General features: G+C 41.7%; 13 protein-coding genes. 12 read left to right on the forward strand and 1 reads right to left on the reverse strand.

What is annotated here, in order from left to right; translation table 11 throughout:
• Nucleotides 1–144: 144 nt before the first annotated feature.
• The 12 genes from KTG12_RS12125 to KTG12_RS12180 all read left to right on the forward strand — a co-directional run bounded on the left by KTG12_RS12125 (nt 145) and on the right by KTG12_RS12180 (nt 21,148).
• Nucleotides 145–3,552, forward strand: coding sequence for a TonB-dependent receptor (locus tag KTG12_RS12125; RefSeq protein WP_155143489.1), 3,408 nt, complete (start codon nt 145–147; stop codon nt 3,550–3,552).
• Between the two features lie 11 nt (nt 3,553–3,563).
• Complete coding sequence (locus KTG12_RS12130) at nt 3,564–5,453, forward strand: RagB/SusD family nutrient uptake outer membrane protein (RefSeq protein ID WP_022321733.1); 1,890 nt, start codon at nt 3,564–3,566, stop codon at nt 5,451–5,453.
• Between the two features lie 17 nt (nt 5,454–5,470).
• Entirely contained in the window at nt 5,471–5,974 is a 504-nt protein-coding gene (locus tag KTG12_RS12135) for a hypothetical protein (RefSeq protein ID WP_005649440.1), read from the forward strand.
• Nucleotides 5,975–5,989: 15 nt separating this feature from the next.
• The gene (locus KTG12_RS12140) at nt 5,990–6,982 is read left to right on the forward strand and encodes a DUF4466 family protein (RefSeq protein ID WP_005649438.1); all 993 of its coding nucleotides are present in this window, start codon (nt 5,990–5,992) and stop codon (nt 6,980–6,982) included.
• Nucleotides 6,983–7,098: 116 nt separating this feature from the next.
• The gene (locus KTG12_RS12145) at nt 7,099–9,180 is read left to right on the forward strand and encodes a right-handed parallel beta-helix repeat-containing protein (RefSeq protein WP_046451647.1); all 2,082 of its coding nucleotides are present in this window, start codon (nt 7,099–7,101) and stop codon (nt 9,178–9,180) included.
• A gap of 7 nt (nt 9,181–9,187) precedes the next feature.
• Nucleotides 9,188–11,845 (forward strand): heparinase II/III family protein, encoded by a 2,658-nt coding sequence (locus KTG12_RS12150; RefSeq protein WP_022321736.1) that lies wholly within the window; start codon nt 9,188–9,190, stop codon nt 11,843–11,845.
• A 147-nt stretch (nt 11,846–11,992) separates the two neighbouring features.
• Nucleotides 11,993–15,076, forward strand: a complete 3,084-nt coding sequence (locus KTG12_RS12155) for a polysaccharide lyase family 8 super-sandwich domain-containing protein (RefSeq protein WP_229055491.1) — start codon at nt 11,993–11,995, stop codon at nt 15,074–15,076.
• A gap of 16 nt (nt 15,077–15,092) precedes the next feature.
• Nucleotides 15,093–16,952, forward strand: a complete 1,860-nt coding sequence (locus KTG12_RS12160) for a heparinase II/III family protein (RefSeq protein ID WP_022321738.1) — start codon at nt 15,093–15,095, stop codon at nt 16,950–16,952.
• Nucleotides 16,949–18,154 carry a glycoside hydrolase family 88 protein gene (locus KTG12_RS12165; RefSeq protein ID WP_046451650.1) on the forward strand — a complete coding sequence of 402 codons (1,206 nt, stop codon included), beginning with the start codon at nt 16,949–16,951 and terminating at the stop codon, nt 18,152–18,154. Before KTG12_RS12160 ends, KTG12_RS12165 begins: the two co-directional genes overlap by 4 nt.
• Before the next feature lie 247 nt (nt 18,155–18,401).
• The gene (locus KTG12_RS21755) at nt 18,402–18,542 is read left to right on the forward strand and encodes a DUF4248 domain-containing protein (protein WP_227226024.1); all 141 of its coding nucleotides are present in this window, start codon (nt 18,402–18,404) and stop codon (nt 18,540–18,542) included.
• 511 nt (nt 18,543–19,053) lie between these two features.
• Nucleotides 19,054–20,652 carry a beta-N-acetylhexosaminidase gene (locus KTG12_RS12175; RefSeq protein WP_005634007.1) on the forward strand — a complete coding sequence of 533 codons (1,599 nt, stop codon included), beginning with the start codon at nt 19,054–19,056 and terminating at the stop codon, nt 20,650–20,652.
• Nucleotides 20,653–20,776: 124 nt separating this feature from the next.
• Entirely contained in the window at nt 20,777–21,148 is a 372-nt protein-coding gene (locus tag KTG12_RS12180; RefSeq protein WP_005634005.1) for a hypothetical protein, read from the forward strand.
• 59 nt (nt 21,149–21,207) lie between these two features.
• Here KTG12_RS12180 and KTG12_RS12185 read toward each other — a convergent pair whose 3' ends face one another.
• Nucleotides 21,208–22,497 (reverse strand): DUF1080 domain-containing protein, encoded by a 1,290-nt coding sequence (locus KTG12_RS12185; RefSeq protein ID WP_005634004.1) that lies wholly within the window; start codon nt 22,495–22,497, stop codon nt 21,208–21,210.
• Between the last annotated feature and the right edge of the window lie 503 nt (nt 22,498–23,000).

Consider the following 23,000-nt stretch of genomic DNA (forward strand, 5'->3'; position numbering starts at 1 on the left):
TAACTTAAATTTAATGCTTATGGAATAAATGAACTAATAATGAATGAGAAAACGGCAGAAAAATAAATATGGATTTTTCTCGTCAAATTAATTAATAATCTGGTTGTCCAGATTTAATTTAATCTTAAATCAATAATTACAAGTATGACTAAAAATAATGATGGTCGATTGGATCACAGTGATCCAATACCAGATTTTATAAAATCTGGTAAATATCGAGTATTTAATTTTATTTTTTTATTTCTGTTCTTCTGCACAGGAGCAGTATTTGCGTCAGGCTCTTATGCCTCAAATACGATACTGTCTATTAATGCAGAGAAGAAGAGTATAGCAGAGGTGTTAAACGTTATAGAAAATAAATCAGAGTATCATTTTTTCTATAATAGCAAGTTGGTTAATGTCGATCGTAAAGTAACGCTTGCCGTAGATAACAAGGATATCTTTACAGTATTAGATATCTTGTTTAAAAATAGTAATATCGCTTATAAGGTCGTAGATAAAGACATTATCCTGACTGAATCAGCTATCCCTTCAAAAAATGAAAAATACCAGGCGAATAAACGAATTACCGGTATTATAAAGGATCAAACAGGTGAACCTGTCATAGGAGCTAATGTCGTACTTAAGGGAGATAATGGGACGGGTACGATCACTGACATAAATGGGCGGTACAGCTTGGATGTTCCTGAAAATGCGGTTTTGATTATTTCTTATATTGGATATACTTCCATTGAGATTCCGGTCAAGGGACAATCAGAAATTGATGTGACATTGAAAGAAGATTCTCAGGCAATTGAAGAAGTTGTCGTTGTTGGTTATGGCACTCAAAAAAAGGTTAATTTGGTTGGAGCGGTAGCCGCAGTCAATATTGATGAAAAAATATCAAGCCGTTCAATATCCAATGTGTCTTCCGGACTTTCCGGTTTGGTACCTGGTTTACAGGTTTCCCAAACGACCAGTATGGCGGGTAATGATAATGCCTCTTTGATGATTCGTGGTATGGGTACGGTAAACAATACCAGTCCGTTAGTAGTTGTTGACGGTATGCCGGATGTCGATATCAATCGTATCAATATGGCTGATGTTGAGAGTATTTCCGTATTGAAAGATGCGGCATCTGCTTCTATTTATGGATCCCGTGCTGCCAATGGGGTTATTCTGATAACAACTCGTACTGGTAAAAAGGGAAAGACGAGTATCAATTTTACGGGCTCTTATGCGATAGAAAAACCATCACGTTCTTATGACTTTATGGATGATTACCCACGTGCATTGACATTGCAACAGTTTAGGGCAGCATCAGGTACAAAGCGGGAAAGCTATAATTTCAAAGATGGGACGATCGATCAATGGATGGCGTTAGGAATGATCGATCCGCTACGCTATCCGAATACTGATTGGTTTGATACCTTCATGCGTACCGGTACCCTTCAAAACTATACGCTTTCAGCAACCGGTGGAAACGACAAGTCTAATTTTTACATATCTATCGGTATGATGGATAAAGAGGGCATTCAGATGAAAAACGATTTTAAGCGTTATAATACTCGTTTCAATTATGACTATAATATGTTCAATAATGTGAAAGTGGGTGCTCGTTTTGATGGTAATTGGTCTGAATTTACTTATAGTGGTTATGCCGATGGTATTACAAACAACGATACCAGCGATTCCGGAGGTGGTGATATGCAATATGCGGTTGCGGGTGTAACTCCTTATGATCCCGTGACTGGTCGTTATGGAGGTGTTATGGCTTATGGCGAAGATATTCAGGCTTATAACCCGTATGCTTTTTTTGACAGTCGCAATCCGAAGCAGACTCGTCAGCAATTGAACGGAAGTATTTATTTGGACTGGAATGTCTTTAAAGGCTTTACTGCCCATGTCGATTATGCTCTGAGCTTTAGTAACTATTTTCAGAAAAGAGCTGATACTCCAACCGGAGCTGCTTATGATTTTCAGACGGGAAAGGATATTGGACGTTACTATGTTGCCGACAACGTGGGTGTCAGCGACAATAATACTACCAATTACAAAACTCAGTTGAACGGCCGTTTGCAATATGAGACGACTATTGCGCAAAATCATAATATTGGTGCAATGTTTGTTTATAGCGAAGAGTATTGGCATACTCGTTCGACAGGGGCTTCCCGTAACGATCGTATTCATCCGTCAACCAGTGAAATCAATTCTGCGCTGACAAATGTTCAAAGTAATTCAGGAAGTTCTGCTTCAGAAGGTTTGAGATCCTATATCGGTCGTATGAATTATAGTGCATATGATAAATATTTGTTAGAATTCAGCTTCCGTGTGGATGGTTCTTCAAAGTTTATTAAAGGGCACCAGTATGGTTTCTTCCCGACTGTTGCAGTCGGTTGGCGCTTCACTGAAGAAGAGTTCCTGAAAAAATATCTTTCCTCCTGGTTATCGAGTGGTAAACTTCGTGCTTCTTGGGGAAAATTGGGTGACAATTCAGGAGTAGGACGTTTCGAACAGTTGGAAACTCTGACAGCGATGAATTATATGTCGAGTGATGTTGTTAAAGGGTTTGTGAACAAGAAAATGATCAACAAAGATCTTTCTTGGGAAGTTTCTACTGATATTAATGTGGGCTTGGATTTAGGCTTCTTGAATAATCGTTTACGTACGGAAATTGATTTTTATAACCGTTTGCGTACAGGCATGAATCGTCCGTCTCAAATGTCAATCCATCTGACTGGGGCATATAGTGCTCCTCGTGCTAATATCGGTGATCTGCTGAATAGAGGTTTGGAATTGAACTTGACGTGGAAAGACAAAATTGGTAATGTGGAATATTCTGTCAACTTGAACGGGGCTTATAACCGTACAGTATTAAAAGAGTGGAATGAGTTCCTCAGTCGCGGTTGGGTCTATTTGGATATGCCTTACCACTTCTTATATGTTTATGAAAACAATGGTATAGCCCAAACATGGCAGGATATTTATAACAATACGCCTCAGGGATTATCTCCGGGCGATGTGATCCGTAAAGACTTGAACGGAGATGGTATAATTGATGGGAAGGATAAAAAAGCTTATCCGAATATCCAGCGGGATCGTCCGACAACCACTTACGGCATTACCCTGCAGGCTGCTTGGAAAGGATTTGATATATCCATGTTGTTTAATGGAGGTTTAGGGCGTAAGGATTTCTGGCTTACAGATTTCAATAATACGGCATTTGCCGACAGGCGGTATGCTTCCACTTGGGATCACTGGACCGAACCCTGGTCTTTGGAGAATAGAGGTGGGAAATGGCCAAGGTTAGGAACAAGCACGGACAGAAGCGATAATAGTTATTGGCTCTATAACATGAATTATCTTAGAATGAAAAATATCATGTTAGGATATAATTTGCCGAAAAAACTTTTGTCCAAAATCTCGATGACGAATTTGAGGATTTATGCTTCTGCCGAAAATTTGTTTACCGTGACGCAATATCCGGGGCTGGATCCTGAAAAGAAGAATAGTGCTCGTGACTTGTATCCGATCAATCGGTCTTTCTCAATCGGTCTTAATGTTAGTTTTTAAACAGGAATGGTATGAAAAAAAATAGATTTAAAATATTAACGGTCGCATGTGTTGTTGGAGCTAATCTGATGTTTTCTTCATGCGTTGATAATTTATTGAACCAGACTCCGGGGGGAGAACTGGCTTCTTCCTTGTATTGGAAAACTGAAAGCGATGCGGAATATGCTGTCAATGGTGTTTATAGCCAGGCACGAGCCATGTTCAATCGTGATTATGTATTCGATGGAAATACGGAATACCTGAGGTTCAGAGGGAATGTCGGGACTTCTCAGGCTACCGGAGACCGGAGCATCGCTTATCGTAACGGTTCTTATAACAATCCTTCTTCCACCTACGGAAGTAGTTTTGATAATTACTATCAATATGCTTATGCGACAGTCAATCGTGCCAACTATGCTATTCAGAATATAGAAAAAATGCTTCCCGATGCAAAGACGGAAGAATCCAAGGCAAAATTGGAGGCCTTTATTGGCGAAGCTAAAATGCTGAGAGGAATGGCCTATTTCCGTCTGATTTCTATGTGGGGAGATGTACCTTATTTCGATAAGATAATAGAGAGTAATGATGAGGTTGCTAATATTTCACGTACTTCTATTACAGAAATTAAACAGCACATTTATGATGACTTTACTTATGCTTGGGAAAAACTGCCGGCGAAACCAGTGGCATTAGGGCGTTTTACTAAATGGGGGGCTTTGGCATTCCGTGGTAAATTACAACTATTCTGGGCTTGCTGGAACCGTACCTCTTGGCCGTGGGATACCCCCGTCTCTCCTAATGGAGGTTGGCCGGAACTGGACACATTTACGCCTAATGCGTCTGAATCGGTACAAGCTTATAAAGATGCCGCCGCCGATTTTAAGAAAGTGATCGAGGAATCGGGCATTAACTTGTTCCGTAGCGGTGAACCTGGTGACTGGGGAGAAATGGGAGGGTGTGAAGTCTTGCCTAATTATTTCTATCTCTTTTTGCCGACGGCAAATACAGATCCTGAACTGATGGTCGGTTTTACACATGGTGGAACCGGAACCGGACAGGGGGAAGAATTAATGAGAGATTTCGGTACACGTGCTACGGAAGGTAGCCAAGGCTGGGGACAACCACGTGCTGAATTGGCAAATCGTTATCAGTCTACAGTCACCGGTGATTTTTGCGAGAAACTGATCCCGAGGAATCCGGCAGATGCAGATGCCCGTACTGCTGTTAATTCTGCGTTAAATCCGGAATCTTATAAAGATCGTGATTATCGTATGAAATCGACGTTATTGTGGGATGGAGAAACGATGGTAACTATGTTAAATCTTTCTTTTGACCAAATCCGTAAATATCAATATAAGACATTAAAAGGTACAGTAGATGGGTATGGGGCTATCAATGCCGATGGAGATCAGACTGGTTACATTATGAGAAAGTTTGTCCGTAATTATGCGGGACAAGGTCGTTCGGATGGTGATTACCATATGCCGGTAATGCGTCTGGCCGATGTTTATTTGATGTATGCGGAGGCTGCAAATGAAGCTTATGGTCCTACAGGTGATGGGGGGCTGGCACTCGATGTGGTTAACCGGGTTCGGCATCGTGGTAATTTGCCGGCTTTAAAGCCTGAGAAATATGTTGATAAATTGACATTCTTTTATGCGATTGAGCAGGAGAGAATCGTAGAACTGTTTGCAGAAGGGCAACGGTTCTTTGACCTTCGTCGTTGGCGCTCCATTGAGCGAGTATTCTTATCTCCGCAGACGTCTCCGGGAGTCAGGATGTATGATACACACGGTGCTTTGAGGCAGACCGTCTTTAATAATACTTCCTTGTTGAATTATCAGCGAAACTATATTTTCCGGATTCCACCTTCTGAAAGAAATAAGAATCCGAATTTGACACAGAATACACCATGGTTGTAATTAAAAAATTGGATGATATGAAAAAGATGATTAGTAAAATTTGCTTGTTTTTGTTCATTGCCTTGATTGCTGTATCATGTGAAGATTTTCCGGTAGATGAAGACGGGTTGTTAATCACGACAAGAGCAGAATGTTATGTGAGTAATTTTGATTTGTATAATACGGATCATCAAACAATTAAGTTGGGTAATGCCTATGTTGATACAACAGCTCAAGTTGCTATCATGTATGTCAAATTTGGTACCCCGATTAATAATGTTTGGCCGCGTATATCTCTTTGTGAAGATGCAAAACTGGCTCCTAAAATTACGGGGTGGATGGATTTCTCCGGTTCCAAAATGAATATGGAATTCATCGAAGGTGATTGGAAGTCCGGGAATCCGTCGGATCAGTTGAGTGAGCGCATAGTGAATAATCCGTCGGCATTTCCTTCGACGGCTAAACGGTTCACTGTTATCGCTGGTAATCGTGAAATTAAAAAGGAATACATATTCCTTATAGTAGAAAGACCATTGCAATAATAAAAAATGAAAAGTATGAAACTGAAATATTATTATTTTGTATTGTTGTCATTTGCTTTAACTTTGGTTGCATGTGATGATGATCCTGTGTTATTGAAGGATCCGGTCTCTGCATTAAGCAATGATTGTATCAAACGCAGTCTGCCTGTTGCACCGAATATTGTAGGTAATGAAATAGAATTTGCCTATGCGATGGCTATTCCTAATGAACTTGGGAAACTGTCGTCCGCTCAGGTTGTGAGCAGCATTGCTGGTGCTACCGGTACTTACTTTGATCCAAATTCGTATTATACCAATTCGTCCGGTCAGGATATTCCGGTAAAAGTTTGTTCTGATTCACAGACGAACGGGACAACAACTGTTATAGACTTCACTGTTGATACCTGTGCGGCAACTCTTCGTTATTATTATATTATTCCGGAAGAAGCTCGTGGCAAAGATGTACAGTTTTCATTTTCGGTTAAAGCCAGTAACGGTCAAGTTGCGGAATACAAATTAGGTCCGTATAAGATTTCAAAAATGGATATGGCCAAAAATTTGTCAGTGACTAATGATAAATGTTATCTTTCATTCTTGAATGAGGGAGAGGCCGTGCATATTTATTCAAAAGCAGATTTGCAGGCTAACCCTTCGTTGGCTGCGAAAATTGATATCATGTATGCGTATAGTGAAAAATCGGATTTGTCACATGCCTTCTATACTTCTTCTTCTCCAAAAGAATATATGGGTGGAACAGAACTCCCTTCCGGTTTTGTCAATAATACCAAGATGATCAAAGTTTATGGCTTACAAGATCGACAACTGTCTGACTTGCAATACAGCAAATTTATTGATGATTTGGATTTTGAGACAATCGATATGTCTAAATGTACGAACTATATCTTGGGATTAAAAGAAGAGGCCGGTGCGTGGGTTGAGACGGCTGACGGTAAATATAGAGCATATGTTTATATTAACAAGGCTTCTGCGAGTGAGGTGACTGTTAGTGTCAAAAGGTATAAAATGTAAGTTCTATTGATGAATTGATAGGTTGGTAAGTTGCTGAATTCAGGTTCTTCGACTTACCAACTGATTACCCTTAATTTTGTTTTTTTAGTCTATTCTATTATATAAACCAATATATCATGAGACATAATATACGATTTTTATTGATAGTGACTATGCTTTTGCTGGTGACCGGTAGCGGAACTGCCCAAAAGTTTGTACATCCCGGAATAGATATGAATTCAGCAGACTTGGAGTATATGCGTAACCAAGTTTTGGCGGGAAAACAACCTTGGAAGGATGCTTATGATTTGTTGAAGGAAAAAACGCCATTGGATTTTCAAGTAAAACCATTTGCCCATGTGATCAGTGGACCCTATTCCCAACCTGATATAGGAGGAAAGGATTTGTCTCAGTCGGCACGTATGGCGTATAGCTGTGCCGTCTTATGGTATATTTCAAGAGAAGAGTGTTATGCTGAAATAGTGATAGATATTATTGAGAAGTGGGCCAATACTTTACGCAGTTTCGATGAGAATAACGCCAAATTGCTTGTGGCATTGACTGGTTATGAGTTTTGTAATGCTGCCGAGATTTTGCGCTATAATTATCCTGGGTGGAAAAAGATAGATACGGAAAATATGACACGATTGATGATGTCGGCTTTCTATCCAACTATTCGTTATTATTTTCCTGTTGCAAACGGTAATTGGGATGGAGCTATTATGCATACCTTGCTGGCCATTGCTGTTTTTACTGATAATAGGGAATTATTCGATAATGCAGTCTATCATTATCTGCATGCTAATGCGAATGGCAGTCTGATTAAGTATATTTATCCTACCGGCCAGTGCCAGGAGACCCGTCGGGATCAGGGACATGTCCAAATGGGACTTTATGAATTTTCAGGAGCGGCACGTATCGCTTATACACAGGGGGTGGATCTGTTCAGTGCTGCGGATAACAGGTTGGCTTTAGGTTTGGAGTATTCTGCACGTTTTATATGCGGTGATTCTGTTTATGCTTATGGCGTTCCTTCGCAACGGGAACGGTTTAAATATCGTGCAGGATTTGAACATTGCATCGATCATTTTACGGCAAAGGGAGTCAACATGCCTTACCTGAAAGAATTATGTAGTCGTACTAACATGAACAATCCGGCAAATGCCCTATGGAAACTGACTGCATTTCGTGAAGAGTTTCGGCAGAAACCTTATGAACTTATTGATATTCAGGAAAGTAAGATCGCTTATCATGCAGGTGCGACATTGGAACAGGCTCAGCCGGTGGGGCATTCTGTGATCGAAGTAAATAGCCGGGAAGATCTTCAAGCAGTATTGAATACGAATGCCGGTTCTGGCAAAACGCTTTTTTTACGTGCCGGTGAATATCGATTGAAACAATCCTTGACCATTCCTTCTGATATACATATCTGTGGAGAAGGGCGGAGCACAGTCTTGATTTGTGAACCGACGATCCGGACGGCAGCTATCTTATTGGGTGATTTGGATGCAAAAAATATTACGATAGAGAATCTTGTAGTGGATGGTTCCAAAGAACATCAGGAAGCTTATGATCCGAATTCCGGACGTTTCTACAGAACCGGGCGTTATAGTAATGCCTTGGCGGGAATTTCTATGAGAGGAGAAGCAGGACATGCTTTCAGCAATATTAAATTGAAAAATCTGACTGTGATCAACTTTTCCAGATCAGGAGTTTATATATCGGATGCGGAAGGAATCGAGATCGACCATTGCGATTTTACGGAAAATGGTGCACATGTCGTTCCCGGTCCAAGGCTACAACATAACCTGATGATCCAACACTCCTCCAATATTATGATAAAGGATTCACGATTCGATACTTCCATACGTGGTTGTGGATTGGTTCTTGATCATTGTAAGTCATTAAAGGTCGAAAATTGCGAAATTGCCAGAAATGGTTGGCATGGCCTGTTGATGGCCGAATGTCATAACGGCAAAATCGAAAATTGTCTGGTTGAAGGGAATGATGGATGTGGTTTTATGGGTGAATATCTGCATGATGGCTCTAACTTGATTCAAATTAGGCATAATAAGATTCAGTATAATAATGAGTATGGCATTCGGGCATTTGGCATGAAAGAAACAGATATAAAAGATAATCTTTATAGATGGAACGGTAAAGAAAAGCGGCAGGAATGGCTTTCTTCTGAGAAAAAACTGCAATTGGAACAATTATAATGGACAAATGATGAAAACGATATATAGTATAATTTTAGTCTTGTTTGCCAGCTTATCGGTTTGGGCAGAGAAATATCCGCATATTCTTGTCAAAGATGAGGATAAAGTGGCTGTGTTAGATAAAATAGAGAAACAGGCTTGGGCGAAACATATTTTCAATCAGACAAAGGAACGGTTGGCTGTCTATGTGGAAAGGCATCAGGCAGAACCGGATTGGATTTTGGACCGCTATTTGATGAACAGGATTCCCGGAAAACGTTATACCCGTTTTATATCAGATAAAGAAGGTACACAATTGATTGGTTACGAAGGTGACGCTCCGGTTCCGACTGTACGGGTATCACCACATAAACGTGCTCCGATCACACCGCAAGGCCGGGCTTATGTTGTTCCTGAAATGGAGGATATTGTCCCGAATGATACGTCTATGACAATGAATTTGCTGAATCCGGACACTCAGAAATATGAATGTGTGGACCCACAGGCATATGTGGGCACTATTAACGGAAGAATCAATGCATTGGCTTATGAGGCTTCTGTCATTTATTGGCTGACAGGAGAAGAAAAATATGCTAAGTTTGCTGCCGATATTTTGAACCAGTGGGTAAGCGGAGTTGTCTATCAGGAACCGATTGACGGCCCTGGACGTACCGGCTTTTTAGATATCCAGACGTTGGGAGATGAGAAAGAGAAGCCGTTGATTTTGGCTTATGATTTCTTGTATCCTTATCTGGTAAAATATAAGTATCCTTTGGAAAATTATGACAAAGCTTTTGAAAAGGTCGCTTGGGCGTTGTCGTTTAGGGGATATACAGGGAATAACTGGTTTGCCGCTGAAAGTTCGACTTTGGTCGCAGCAGCGTTATCATTAAAAGATGCACAGAAAAGGAATTTTTATTTGGATTTTTATTTGAACCGGGATACGGTTGTGGATGGTTGCGGACAACTAAGCCTACCTTCCGCATCCAAGTTGTGGTTTACACCGGATGGGCATTGGAAAGAACCAGGAGGTTATCATAATTATCCGGTATCGAAGTTAATAGAAGCTGCACTCATGCTTGAAAATAATGGCTATCAGATTTTTAATCAATATCCTATTTTGTTGAACGCTTCTTATGTTATGTTGAAATATTCGTTTCCCGACTTAACCGCTTCCGCTTTTGGCGATACGGGAAGACCGCGCCAAAGCATGGAGTGCTTGGAGAGTGCTATTCTGATGGCCGACAAATATCAGCTACCGATTCTTCCGGATTTGTTGAATGCTGCCATGATTTTGGAACAGGCAGGACAATATGACCGTTCAAAATCCGGATTGACTGGATTGTTATGTTATTTGCCTGAATTACCGAAGGCTAAGAGTGTTGATAATCATCTTTGGAACAGATCGGAGAAGTTGGATTTTGCATCTTGTTATCTTCAGCGAAATGGAATAGATCCGCAGAATGGGTTAATGTGTGTAGTGCAGGGAGCTACTTATAATCATAATCATTCCAATGGTATGAGCATGGAGTTATATGGAGCCGGGACTGTTCAAGGTATCGATCCGGGTAATGGACCTACCTATGAACATCCGATGCATGTTAATTATTATACACAATGGGCGGCTCATAACACGGTTGTAGCTGCAGGTGCCTCTACTTCGGTAACTCCGTTTAGAGGTGGAGGTGGAACGAAAAGGATAGGACAGGTTGAATTGGTATCGATGGAACCTTCAGTTGGTGAAAAGGCTATATCTGAGGAGTTTTCGTATACATTGACAAAATATTATGATGGTTCGACAAAAACGAATCAAGACCGTTTATTATCGATTCTTCGTATCGATGAGAAACATGGCTTTTATGTGGATTTTTATCGTTCCGATAATGCGATCAGTAATGATTATTTGTACCATAATATAGGTGATAGTGTGGCTCTTTATACACAAGACGGAAAAGTACTGAAACAAGATGAGGTTCTTTCTTATCCTTGTGTTGGGGAGGATCATCCGGGGTTACGGTATTTCCGTTCGGTACGGACAACCGGACGCAATGAAAGCACGGTTGTCGCTTTATTTTCTGCAAAACTATTAAACACAGGAACAAGCTACATGAAGATGTGGATGCCGGCATCTTCAGATGTTTCTTATTTTACAGCTTTAGCACCCAGTGCGAAAACCGCTTCATCTCCTTATCAAAGCAAACCTTCTCTTGTTGTTACGATGCGGAAAGAGAAACCTGCTGTGGAAGAACCGTTTGTTGTTGTTTATGAACCCATATCGGATAAGTTATCCACTGGTTTAATTGAGTCTGTTGACCGGATAAAATTGGATTCATTGGGAAAAAAAGGTTGTGCTATTAAAGTAAAGACAAAAGAAGGTGATACTTTTACATTAGTTAATATTTTGAAAGATGGACCTGTCATATTGAATAATCAGAAATGTTGTGGTGATTTTGCTATTTTTGCAAAGCGGAAAGGAAAAAATAGTGTGTATGTGGGAAATGGATCCTTTGTAGAAAATAAGGAATTTAAGGTTGAGTCGGAGAATCGAGGTAGTTTTTATATGGAATATGATCAAACCTCACTTCTTGTCCGTTCTAATTGTCCGATAAAAATACAAGCGAAGAATGGGATGTTGAAAGAACCTTTCTATTTGACTGGAGGCGAGAGAGTCTTTAAGATGAAGTGATTGAAAATAGTACCATGAAATAATAGGAATGTTATGAGAAAAGTAATTATTGGAATATTGATGTCCTTTTGTTTGTTTGGCATGTACCAATCGCTATGGGCGAACCATAGCATGCATCCATTAAAACAAATAGCCTTTGTGAAAAAAATGATAGGACGGAAACAGGAACCGTATCATACGGCGTATGTGCAATTGATCCGTTATGCAGATTCCATTCAACAGGTCACTCACCATGCACGAAATGACTTTGCTGTTCCCGGTTACTATGTGAAACCCGAAGAGCACCGGGCCAATTCGTTGGCGTTGCAACAGGATGCTTTTGCCGCTTATTGTTCTGCACTGGCTTACCGGTTGTCGGGAAAGAAAAGGTATGGAGAAAAAGCGTGTTATTTTATGAATGCATGGGCTACCATTAATAAGAAATATTCGGAACCGGATGGACCATTGGTGATGAGCTACTCCGGGTCGGCATTTTTAATGGCAGCTGAGTTAATGGATGATACGTCGGTATGGGACGCCGATGAGAAGCAGCTTTTTAAGGATTGGGTGACGTCCGTTTATCGGAAAGCGACAAATGAAATTCGTGAACGGAAGAATAATTGGGCTGATTGGGGACGTCTGGGCTCTTTGTTAGCCGCTTCTTTTTTGGATGATAAAGAGGAAATCGAACGTAATATCAAGTTGATTAAAGGTGATTTGGGTGATAAGATCGCAAGTGACGGTCACATGCCGGCAGAAGTGGTTCGCGAGAAGAATGGTATTTGGTATACCTATTTCTCGTTGGCTCCTATGACTGCTTCTTTTTGGGTCGCCTATAATTTGACGGGTGAGAATCTGTTCTTATGGGAACAGGAGGGAAAGTCGGTCAAAAAGGCATTGGACTATCTGCTTCGCTATCAAAAATCTCCATCTGAATGGAAGTGGTATGAAGGACCGAATGTTGGGACGCATGCCACTTGGCCGGACAATTTGCTGGAGGTTATGGCGGGTATATATGGGGAGTCTGCATATGGGGAATATGTTGAAAATAGCCGCCCTCATATTTATCCGGTACACCATTTTGCATGGGTTTTCCCGACATTGATGCCACTCTCTTTAAGTGGGTATAATCAGGGAGGTCAATCGTTTGTAGCTAAAAAAGATGCCGATATAGAGAAACTTAGAAAACGTTTTGCCATGCAATTACTAAGCGCTTTGGTTTCTGACAGCCGGATCAAGACATTGCTGGAAACACTTCAGCCGGATGGAAGTTGGCCGGGGATAGACTATGTCGATACTACCCGTACGGCTTTCCAGCATGAACGGCATCTCAGCAATATGTTGGCGTTAAGCATTGCTTATCAAAAGAAAGGGTCTCCTTACAAAGGAAATAAACAGGTAAGGAAAGCCGTTCATCAGGCATTGGCTTTCTGGTTGGAAAATGATTTCATTTGTGAGAATTGGTGGTGGAACCAAATTGGTACGCCTAATACGATGGTGAGCCTGTTATTGATACTCGACCGGGATTTGTCTCCGGAAGAATCGGAACGGATGTTGAAGATAGCGGAACGTGGGAATATCAATGCTTGGGGAGCACGTCCCAGCGGTGATCGCATAAAGATCGCAGGTTTGCAAGCGAAAGCGGCTCTTTTTAAAAGAGATGTCCAAGAGGTTGCCATGCTGATGAAAGTTATAGAGGGAGAAATAAAATTCTCGACCGAAAGAGGCATGCAACATGATTTTAGCTTCCATCACCGGACGGATTGGGTGAACAACACACTTTCTTATGGTTCCGGTTATGCCAGTGCTTTTATAGAATGGGCTTCGAATGTGGCGGATACGAAATTCCGTTTTTCGGAACAAGCTGTCCGGTTATTGATTGACTATTATTTAGACGGCATTTGCAAACAGATGGTTTATGGAAGGATTTCGGATCCGGGTATCTTGAACCGGGACATCACCCGGCCGGGTGAAGAAAGGGTGTGGAGCCCTTCCGATCCTGAAAAGTTGAGAAACCTGACTGATTACAGGCAAGCGGAATTGGATAATATCATCTGTTTAAGAAAAGGGGATTCCTCCTGCCGGCCGGGCTCTTTTGCCAAATTCTTTTGGAGAACGGATCATTTTGTGTTCCAACGTCCTGACTTTTATACTTCTGTCAGAATGTATTCTACCCGCAATGCCAATATGGAAGAACCGTATAATGGGGAAGGGTTGATGAATCATTTTAGAGGCGACGGGACAAATTATCTTTCTGTCAGGGGAGATGAATATAAAAGATTGACACCAGTTTATGATTGGATGAAGATACCAGGGGCAACGATTGTGCAATTGGATAAGATGCCGGGTGAGAATGAAATTCAGAAATGGGGATTGACTGATTATGTCGGGGCGGTTACAGATGGAACATATGGGGCGGTTGGTCTCGATTTTAAAAGTCCGCACACAGGTTTAGCGGCCAAGAAAGTATGGTTCTTCTTCGATAAAACATACGTTTGTTTGGGGACGGACATATCCAGCCGGATGAAGAACCAGGTTTTGACAACTGTCAATCAATGTCTCTTGAACGGGCAGGTGACCGTAAGCGATGCCGACGGCATTCATCCGCAAGAACGGGGATCTCGTATGAAAAAAGGGGTACGATGGGTGGTGCATGACAGAGTGGGGTATTATTTCCTCAATAAAGAGAATGTCATATTATCCAATCAGCGTACGGAAGGAAGCTGGAAGATTGCTAACCGGCAGACTACTACACCTACAGACATTATTCAGCAAGATGTGTTCACCCTTTCTGTCGATCACGGTAGCTATCCGAATAATGAAGGTTATGCCTATATGGTCGTTCCTTCCGCCGATCCGTTGTCTATCGAGAAACAGGTAGAAGAGGAAGGAGTGGTTGTTTTGGCGAATTGTCCTGATGTGCAGGCTGTTCGGCATGACGGATTAAATATGGCTTATGCGGTCTTTTATAAAGGTGGAACGCTTCGGATCCATGACAAGATCGTGGTGGAGATGGATGCTCCCGGAATGTTGATGGTGAAATATAACGATGCCGGTGAAATACTTACATTGGGCGTTTCTGATCCGACCCGTTTCATGAAGAAACTCCATCTGTCTGTTAATCAGAGAATCGTTGGGACGGCACAAGAAAATATACAAACCGAATGGGACGGAAAACAGGCTTTAACCCGGATTACCGTAGAGCTGCCTCAAAATGAATATGCAGGAAAGAGTGTGATATATAATAAGTAACTTAAATTTAAGAAGGATGAAAGCACGTATTTTGGTATGGTTAGTGGCCTTATTTTGTTGCCACAATGCATCATTTGCACAAAAAGAGTTTGTGAATGCTTCTGCCCGCTTGTCCGGTCATCCCCGGATTCTATTACAGAAGGGGGAAGAAAAAGCGTTGAAAAAAGTGATAATGAAGGATGCTGTTTGGAAAGATATTCATCTGTCATTAGTGGACGAAGCGGGAGAAATCGTAAAACTGCCCTTGAATGAACGGATAAAGACCGGCAGACGCTTATTGAGTGTATCGAGAGAAAATCTACGCCGCATTTTCATTCTGAGTTATGCCTATAGAATGACTGGGAAGAATGAGTTTTTGAAACGGGCGGAGAGCGAGATGTTGAAAGCGGCCTCTTTTTCTGACTGGAATCCTTCCCATTTCCTGGATGTGGGGGAAATGACGATGGCTTTGGCGATCGGATATGATTGGCTTTATCCTCAATTGTCGGTACAGACAAAGGAGGTAATAGAAAAAGCGATTGTCGAAAAAGGCCTGAAACCTTCTTTTGATGAACGATACAATTGGTTTGTCAATGCTGTCCACAATTGGAGCCAGGTTTGCCATGCAGGTGTTACTTATGGTGCTTTGGCTATATGGGAGAAAGAACCGGAGTTGTCACGAACTGTCATAAACCGGGCTATCGATAAAATCTCGATTCCTATGGGACATTATGCTCCTGACGGAGCTTATCCGGAAGGTATTGGTTATTGGGATTATGGAACATCATTCAATGCCATGTTTCTTAGTGCTATAGAAAAGGCCTTTGGAACGGATTATGGATTAAGTGAGTTGCCCGGTTTCTTAAAGACAGGCGAGTACATCTTACATGCCGTTACTCCGAATCTGAAAAACTTTGCTTATTCAGACAATGGAGGGACTGCATTTTTAGCACCGACTATGTTTTGGTTTTATGATAAGACAAAAGATGCCTCTATCTTATATAACCAGGTGCAACTATATAAAAAAGACGGACAAAAACGGATCAAAAAGAATCGTTTGGCTCCGGCCATGTTGATTTGGGGCGCTTCTGCCTCATTGGCGAATCCACAGATACCTGCTCGACTGTCATGGAAGGCACAAGGGGATAATCCGGTTTGTTTCATGCGTTCTTCCTGGAATGATTCGTCTGCCGTTTATGTCGGTATGAAAATGGGGTCGCCTTCTGTCAATCACGGACATATGGATGTCGGTAGTTTTTTATTGGAAGCGGATGGTGTCCTTTGGGGAATGGATATGGGAGGAGAAGAGTACAACAGATTGGAAACGAGAGGGGTTGAACTGTGGAATTCGCGCCAGAATTCTCAACGTTGGGATGTTTACCGTTATAATAATTTTGCCCATAACACATTATCATTTAATCATAAATACCAGGATGTAAAGGGCAAAGCTCAGATTGACGGTTATTCGGATCAGGAAAATAATATGTATGTTATTTCTGATCTGACCCCGGTGTATAAGGATCAGGTAAAAAGTGCAAAACGGGCTGTTTCCTTAGTCGATAAAGAGTATGTGGTGGTGGAAGATGTGATTGAGGCAACCAAGCGTTTTACGATGATGACGTGGACGATGGTAACTCCGGCTTCGGCTAAGATTGTAGCTGATAATGTCATGTTATTGGAAAAAGATGGCAAGAAGTTGTATATAAAGGTCGAAGGTCCTAAAAAAGTTCGTTGGCATATTTCACCTGCCCAATCTGAATTTAGCTATGATTCGCCGAATCCGGGTATTTTAATTATCGGATTTGATACGGATTTGGAATTATCTGCCAAACAAAGTATTAGAGTATTCCTTTTACCGGGAGAAAATAAAAATGTTACATATAAATCGGTATTATGAAGATGAAAAAAGCATTTTCTTTTATCTGTGTAGGTTTAATGGCTCTTTCCTGTACAGGAGAAAGAGCGGGTGATTTGGTCAGTCAGGATTTTGCTTTTGCAGACCAGCAATTGCGTTATGCACTGACAGAAACGGAAAATGTCCGGATTTCTCTGGGTAAGACGCCGGAAGAACTACCATCTCCACGTAATATCCAGTCTGACGGCTCCTTGCGATTGGTTCGTGCCAGGGACTGGTGTAGTGGCTTTTTCCCTGGTGAACTTTGGTATATGTATGAATATACAAAAGATGATTTTTGGAAAAAAAAGGCGGAGTTTCAAACTGAATTGTTGGAGCCTTTAAAATCATATAAGGGTACTCATGATTTGGGTTTTATGCTCTATTGTAGTTATGGCAACGGATACCGTATGGAGCAATCGGATAAATATAAACAGGTATTGCTGGAGGGGGCAAACTCTTTGGCCTCTCGTTTTAACCCGGTGGTCGGTTGTATTCGTTCCTGGGATCATAATGGAGATAAATGGCAATATCCGGTTATTATAGATAATATGATGAACCTTGAATTTCTGTTTTGGGCAACCAAAGCATCGGGTGATTCTACATTCTACAAAATTGCGGTGACTCATGCCGATAATACGATGAAGAATCATTTCAGGAAAGATTATAGTTCTTATCATGTGATTGATTACGATACGATAACAGGTAATGTCCGAAACAAACATACCCATCAGGGATATGCTCATGAGTCTGCTTGGGCGCGTGGACAGGCATGGGGTTTATATGGCTATACGATGTGTTTTCGGGAGACTGGAGACAGGAGATATTTGAATCAGGCTGAACAAATCGCTTCTTTTATCTTTCATCATCCCAATCTTCCGTCGGATCTGATCCCTTATTGGGACTATAATGACCCGGAGATCCCAGCCTCTCCCCGGGATGTGTCGGCTGCTACGATAACTGCATCTGCTTTATATGAATTGTCGGCTTATTCGGATAAGGGTGGACAATATAAAAAATGGGCTGATACCATTATGGAAAATCTGACGGAATCATATAGGGTTCCCTTGAATCAGATGCATGGTTTTTTGTTGCATTCAAGCACCGGGCATAAACCGGCAGGAACGGAGATCGATGTTCCGATCGTTTATGCTGATTATTATTTTCTGGAAGCACTGCTCCGGAAAAAGAATCTGGAAGAATGACTTTTTTCAGTGTTGATTTAGAGCCTGTTTGAATTTTGTTCGACACTGTTTTGCTGTTTGTTTTCGAGGATATTTATCTGTTTTCATTATCGATGACAACACGAAGGTAGGGCCTCGCAACAGGCAGAAATACGGTTTGGGGAGTATCGGCGAAGATCGGTGCGGAAACGGGTAGGAAAAGGCAGAATATAGATGTCATTATGTTTTGAATATCAGTAATTATTTCTTATCTTTATAGGGCGATAAAATGATGGGGATTATGGTGATGAATGAATTCGAAGTCAGGAGTTACGGGGGGCAGGAATTGGCGGTCTTTTACGGTCTGGATTTGATGCCGGCATCGGCAGGGAAACGGTTGTCCAAATGGGTGGGGGAAACCCGGAGCTAAAGACAGAGCTACAGGGTAACGGTTGGAGGAAAGGAAAGAAGATGTTGATTCCCCCTGCAGGTGAGGACGATCGTACAATATCTGGGTGAGCCTTGAAACAAGGGACTTCTGCGTACGAAACAAGGGACTTTGGTGTGTCAAACCATGGAGTTCGGGAGGTGAAAGACCGGACTTCCGGATGCGAAAGAAGGGATTTTTCTCGTTCCTGTCGTGTCTTTGCCGGTTTAAAGAGGGGCAAGGAAATGAGCTTATATATATATTAATATATTTATTTTAAGATGTAGGATTGAACCATAATGAACGGAAAACCTCTGTAAGCTACTTGTAATGAGTTGTTTATATTGTGCTATTGACTGCACCGTTTTTATTTGGAGGTAAAATGTTTGGTTTAAACAGGCTCTAAGATGTTGTTTTTGAGATATAATTATTTCGGCTATCGGATAAAAAGATTAATTTTGTAGCTCAGTGTGATGTTGTTGTCGCATTGAGCTAACTTTAAATTCGGACATTTATGAAATCAAGTCTTCTTATTTCCCTTTGTTTGGTATTTCTTTGTTCTTGTCAGGAACTCCCGATAGAAGAATATGCCGTGATTCCCCAACCGGCGGAAATCGCCTACACTTCCGGGTTTGTCAAATTGAAGAGCCAGCCCGTTGTCGCCTATCCTTCGGAGCTGGCGAATGAAGCGCAACTCCTTCAATCCTATCTGTCTTCCGACTTTTCAGTCGGAGCCGTATTGAATGAAGGTGGCGGGAAGGCGGATATAACCTTACAGTTGGACCCGACTGTTTTGCCGGATAAAAAGGAAGGCTATGTTTTGGACGCAATATCCGGGAAGGTCATGATAAAAGCCAATTCACCGGCCGGTATCCTGAATGGTGTTCAGACTTTGAGGCAGGTGATCAAAGAAAAAGACGGCAAGTTGATGGTACAGAAGGCGATCGTTACGGACTACCCTGCTTTTTCGTGGCGTGCCTTTATGTTAGACGAAGGTCGTTATTTCAAAGGCAAAGAAGTGGTGAAGCAGCTGTTGGATGAAATGGCAGACCTGAAAATGAATGTCTTCCACTGGCATCTGACCAACGATCAAGGATGGCGTATCGAAATAAAGAAGTATCCGAAGTTGACGGAAATAGGAGCTTTCAGGGATTCTTCCGAAATCAACCATTTTGGGAGTGACGTGTATGACGGTAAACGTCATGGCGGTTTTTATACGCAGGAAGATTTAAAAGAAATTGTGGATTATGCGGCAAAACGCCATATAACGATAATACCGGAGGTGAGTATGCCAGGACATGCCAGTGCAGCTATCGCATCTTATCCCTGGTTAGGGACGAGCGGAAAACAGATAAAAGTGCCGGGGAAATTCGGTGTACATTATGAAGTTTTTAATGTGGCTGATCCTGACGTGATGAAATTCTTGGACGAGGTGACAGATGAGGTAATCGCGATCTTCCCCGGTTCTGTGTTCCATATCGGAGGTGATGAAGTGAAATATGATCAATGGAAAAATTCCCCAGCGATACGTGCTTACATGACCAAACATAATTTGAAGACTCCGGCCGAACTTCAGGTCTATTTTACAAATGAAATATCCAATATGTTGGCAGCCAAGGGCAAGAGAATGATGGGGTGGAATGAAATTACCGGAGATAAACTGCACGAATATCAGTCAGATGCCGATACAGAAGGCGTGAAGCAGGAGTTGGCTTCCGGTACGATCGTCCATTTCTGGAAGGGAGACACGGCTCTTATTAGGAAAACAATAGAAAAGGGATATGATGTCGTGAATTCTTATCATGAATATACCTATTTGGATTATTCATACGAGTCGATTCCTATGGAAAAAGCTTACTCGTTCAATCCTGTACCGGAAGGCCTGACGGATGATCAGAAAAGTAAAGTATTGGGATTAGGATGCCAAATGTGGGGAGAGTTTATCCCGACAGTCGAGAGCATGAATCTGAAAGTCTATCCCCGCTTGGCCGCTTATGCGGAAACAGGGTGGACGGATGCTTCCAACAAGGACTATCAACGTTTTTTGGACAAATTGAATTCCTTTCTACAAAAGTGGAAAACGGAAGGAATTACCTGTGGTCCGGTTCAATAGGGAATCATTGTTAAATAATAAAATAACATCGATCTGGGTTAAACCTTTCGTCCGGCTCCAAGTCTATTATCCAGAAGCGCTTCAAAAACAAATAAGTTTAATATTAATAACAGGTAATTAGTTTATGAAGAAGGTAATAGGATTGTGTTTGGTTCTCTTGATCAGTTCGGTTTCTGTTTTTGCCCAAGATGGCAAACGAGGTGCAAAAAAAGGAGGTGATCCGGCACAACGTTGTGAAAAAATGATTGCTGATCTGAAATTGGATGAGAAACAGGCGGCAGATTTCCGTAAAGTGGAAGCTGAGTTCAGAGATAAGATGAAAGCGGAAAGAAAACAGGCCGATTTGGATCGTCGGAAGATGCGCGAAAAGATGATGAGCTTGCGGGATGATCGGGATGCGGAGATGAAAAAGATACTGACGGAGGATCAGTATAAACAATATCTCGAAAAGCAACGCCCCCAGTCTCCTCGTAAAAGACATGGTCGCAAGGAATGAAAAAACGACTCCCGTCTCATATTGTTTGGAACGGGAGTCATTTTTTATGGGACAAGAGTTTATAATGTTTTTACTTTCAGGTTTCTCCAGAGAACCTTGATACCGCCTCCATCATGGATTTGCAGAGCAATGCGTCCCTGTCCGGCTCCGATCTTTTCATCGTTGATGTTGACCATCTCTTGACCGTTCAACCAAGTTTGGACATTGTCTCCCTGTACTTTGATACGCATGGTATTCCAGTCACCCTCTTTCAGGATATTTTCTTTTTCATCCGGGATTTGGATCAACCAGCCGCGTCCGTATGATTCATAGATGCCGCCAGTGTCATGGCCTTTGGGAGCTACTTCAACCTGCCAACCGTTCACTTTAACATCCTCTTCGATAAAGGAACGGATGAATACGCCGGAGTTTCCGTCTGCTTCCTGTTTGAATTCAACCGTCAGGTCGAAGTCGTCATAGTAATCGCGTGTAGCCAGATAGCCGTATTTCTTGTCCGGACCGCTTTCACAGATCAGCAAACCATCTTCTACATACCACTTTTCCGTGCCATAGGCTTCCCATCCCTTCAGGTCTGTACCGTTAAATAGCGTCACTTCTTTTGTCTTGCGGGGGAGTTCTTTGATCTTGATGTTACGGAAAGAAGCAGGGTATCCGTGGTCTTGCAGGCAAAGGACACCTTTCTTGGCCAAGCCGTATTCTGGGGCGTTTGCCCATTTACCGCTGTTCTTCTTTGCATACCAATCGTCAGTCCAGGCTTCGAATTCTAGGATTTTGACTCCGTTCAACCAATGTTCTACATGTCCGTTGTCGAATACGATCTTTGAATTGTTCCACTCTCCTTGCGGGTTTACTTTCATTTTTGCCTTGTCGGGGAGGTGCATGGCGTAGTCGACACCCAACTTCTGCCATTCTTCCAGTGGTTCGGGGAAGTTAGGTTCGTCTATTAACTGATATTCCGGTCCCGTGACGTATGGAACGGCGAATTGGGGACGTTCGACTACATGGTATAGCATACCGCTGTTGCCTCCTTTGGACAATTTCCAGTCCCAAGACAATTCGAAGTTCTCATACTGCTTGTCGGTTACGATATAACCACTCGCGTCGCTACCGTCTCCTTTTGCTTGGATGCATCCGTCAACCACATGCCAGGGTTGTGTCAGGGTTGTTCCGTTGTAATCTTTCCAGCCGTTTAATGTTTTGCCGTCGAAGAGGAGTTGCCAGCCGTCTGCGATTTCTTCGGGTGTAAGTGTATTGGGTTCAACACTGGTACACGAAGAAAATAGGGCCAACGATATGGCACAAGTAGACAAAAAGCCGGTGGCTGTCGTTCTTTTCATTACTGATTCCATTCTAGAATTAAGTTTTTAGGTGAATAATTGATATGGTGACAAAGATACATTATAGTAATGAGTTTCCAAATTCATTACTACGATTTGAGAAATCCAAAAGTATAGATGTTTTATCAGTATACCGTCTTTCCATGTACATTATAAGGATCTATAAAATCATTCCGTATATCCATAAACTGTTGTAAAGTGAGAGATAAAAAAAGTTGCAGTTGTAACGTTCAGAGGTTCAGTAGTTAGCGTAAAGAGATAGCAACCGGGTGAAAAAAAAGTTGCAGAAATGTTTGGTGGATATGTTGTAAAGCACTACTTTTGCATCCGCATTCGAGAGAGAACGCAGGTGTTTAAATGATGAAACAAAAAACTTTTGAAAAAAGTTTCGATAAAATTTGGAAGTTAAAAATAAAAGTTATTATCTTTGCACCCACGTTCGCTAAGAGAAAGCGAAAAGAGTTCTTTGAAAGCATTACATATCAACAAGTAGTACAAGAGACGTAGTAGGAATA

This window comes from Parabacteroides sp. MSK.9.14, from assembly GCF_019041495.1.
Lineage (GTDB): Bacteria > Bacteroidota > Bacteroidia > Bacteroidales > Tannerellaceae > Parabacteroides > Parabacteroides merdae.

Excerpts from the sequence above, each read along its gene's own strand:
- KTG12_RS12125 (WP_155143489.1), top strand. The coding sequence starts at position 145 with ATGACTAAAAATAATGATGGTCGATTGGATCACAGTGATCCAATACCA.
- KTG12_RS12130 (WP_022321733.1), top strand. The coding sequence starts at position 3,564 with ATGAAAAAAAATAGATTTAAAATATTAACGGTCGCATGTGTTGTTGGA.
- KTG12_RS12135 (WP_005649440.1), top strand. The coding sequence starts at position 5,471 with ATGAAAAAGATGATTAGTAAAATTTGCTTGTTTTTGTTCATTGCCTTG.
- KTG12_RS12140 (WP_005649438.1), top strand. The coding sequence starts at position 5,990 with ATGAAACTGAAATATTATTATTTTGTATTGTTGTCATTTGCTTTAACT.
- KTG12_RS12145 (WP_046451647.1), top strand. The coding sequence starts at position 7,099 with ATGAGACATAATATACGATTTTTATTGATAGTGACTATGCTTTTGCTG.
- KTG12_RS12150 (WP_022321736.1), top strand. The coding sequence starts at position 9,188 with ATGATGAAAACGATATATAGTATAATTTTAGTCTTGTTTGCCAGCTTA.
- KTG12_RS12155 (WP_229055491.1), top strand. The coding sequence starts at position 11,993 with ATGATAGGACGGAAACAGGAACCGTATCATACGGCGTATGTGCAATTG.
- KTG12_RS12160 (WP_022321738.1), top strand. The coding sequence starts at position 15,093 with ATGAAAGCACGTATTTTGGTATGGTTAGTGGCCTTATTTTGTTGCCAC.
- KTG12_RS12165 (WP_046451650.1), top strand. The coding sequence starts at position 16,949 with ATGAAGATGAAAAAAGCATTTTCTTTTATCTGTGTAGGTTTAATGGCT.
- KTG12_RS21755 (WP_227226024.1), top strand. The coding sequence starts at position 18,402 with ATGATGGGGATTATGGTGATGAATGAATTCGAAGTCAGGAGTTACGGG.
- KTG12_RS12175 (WP_005634007.1), top strand. The coding sequence starts at position 19,054 with ATGAAATCAAGTCTTCTTATTTCCCTTTGTTTGGTATTTCTTTGTTCT.
- KTG12_RS12180 (WP_005634005.1), top strand. The coding sequence starts at position 20,777 with ATGAAGAAGGTAATAGGATTGTGTTTGGTTCTCTTGATCAGTTCGGTT.
- KTG12_RS12185 (WP_005634004.1), bottom strand. The coding sequence starts at position 22,497 with ATGGAATCAGTAATGAAAAGAACGACAGCCACCGGCTTTTTGTCTACT.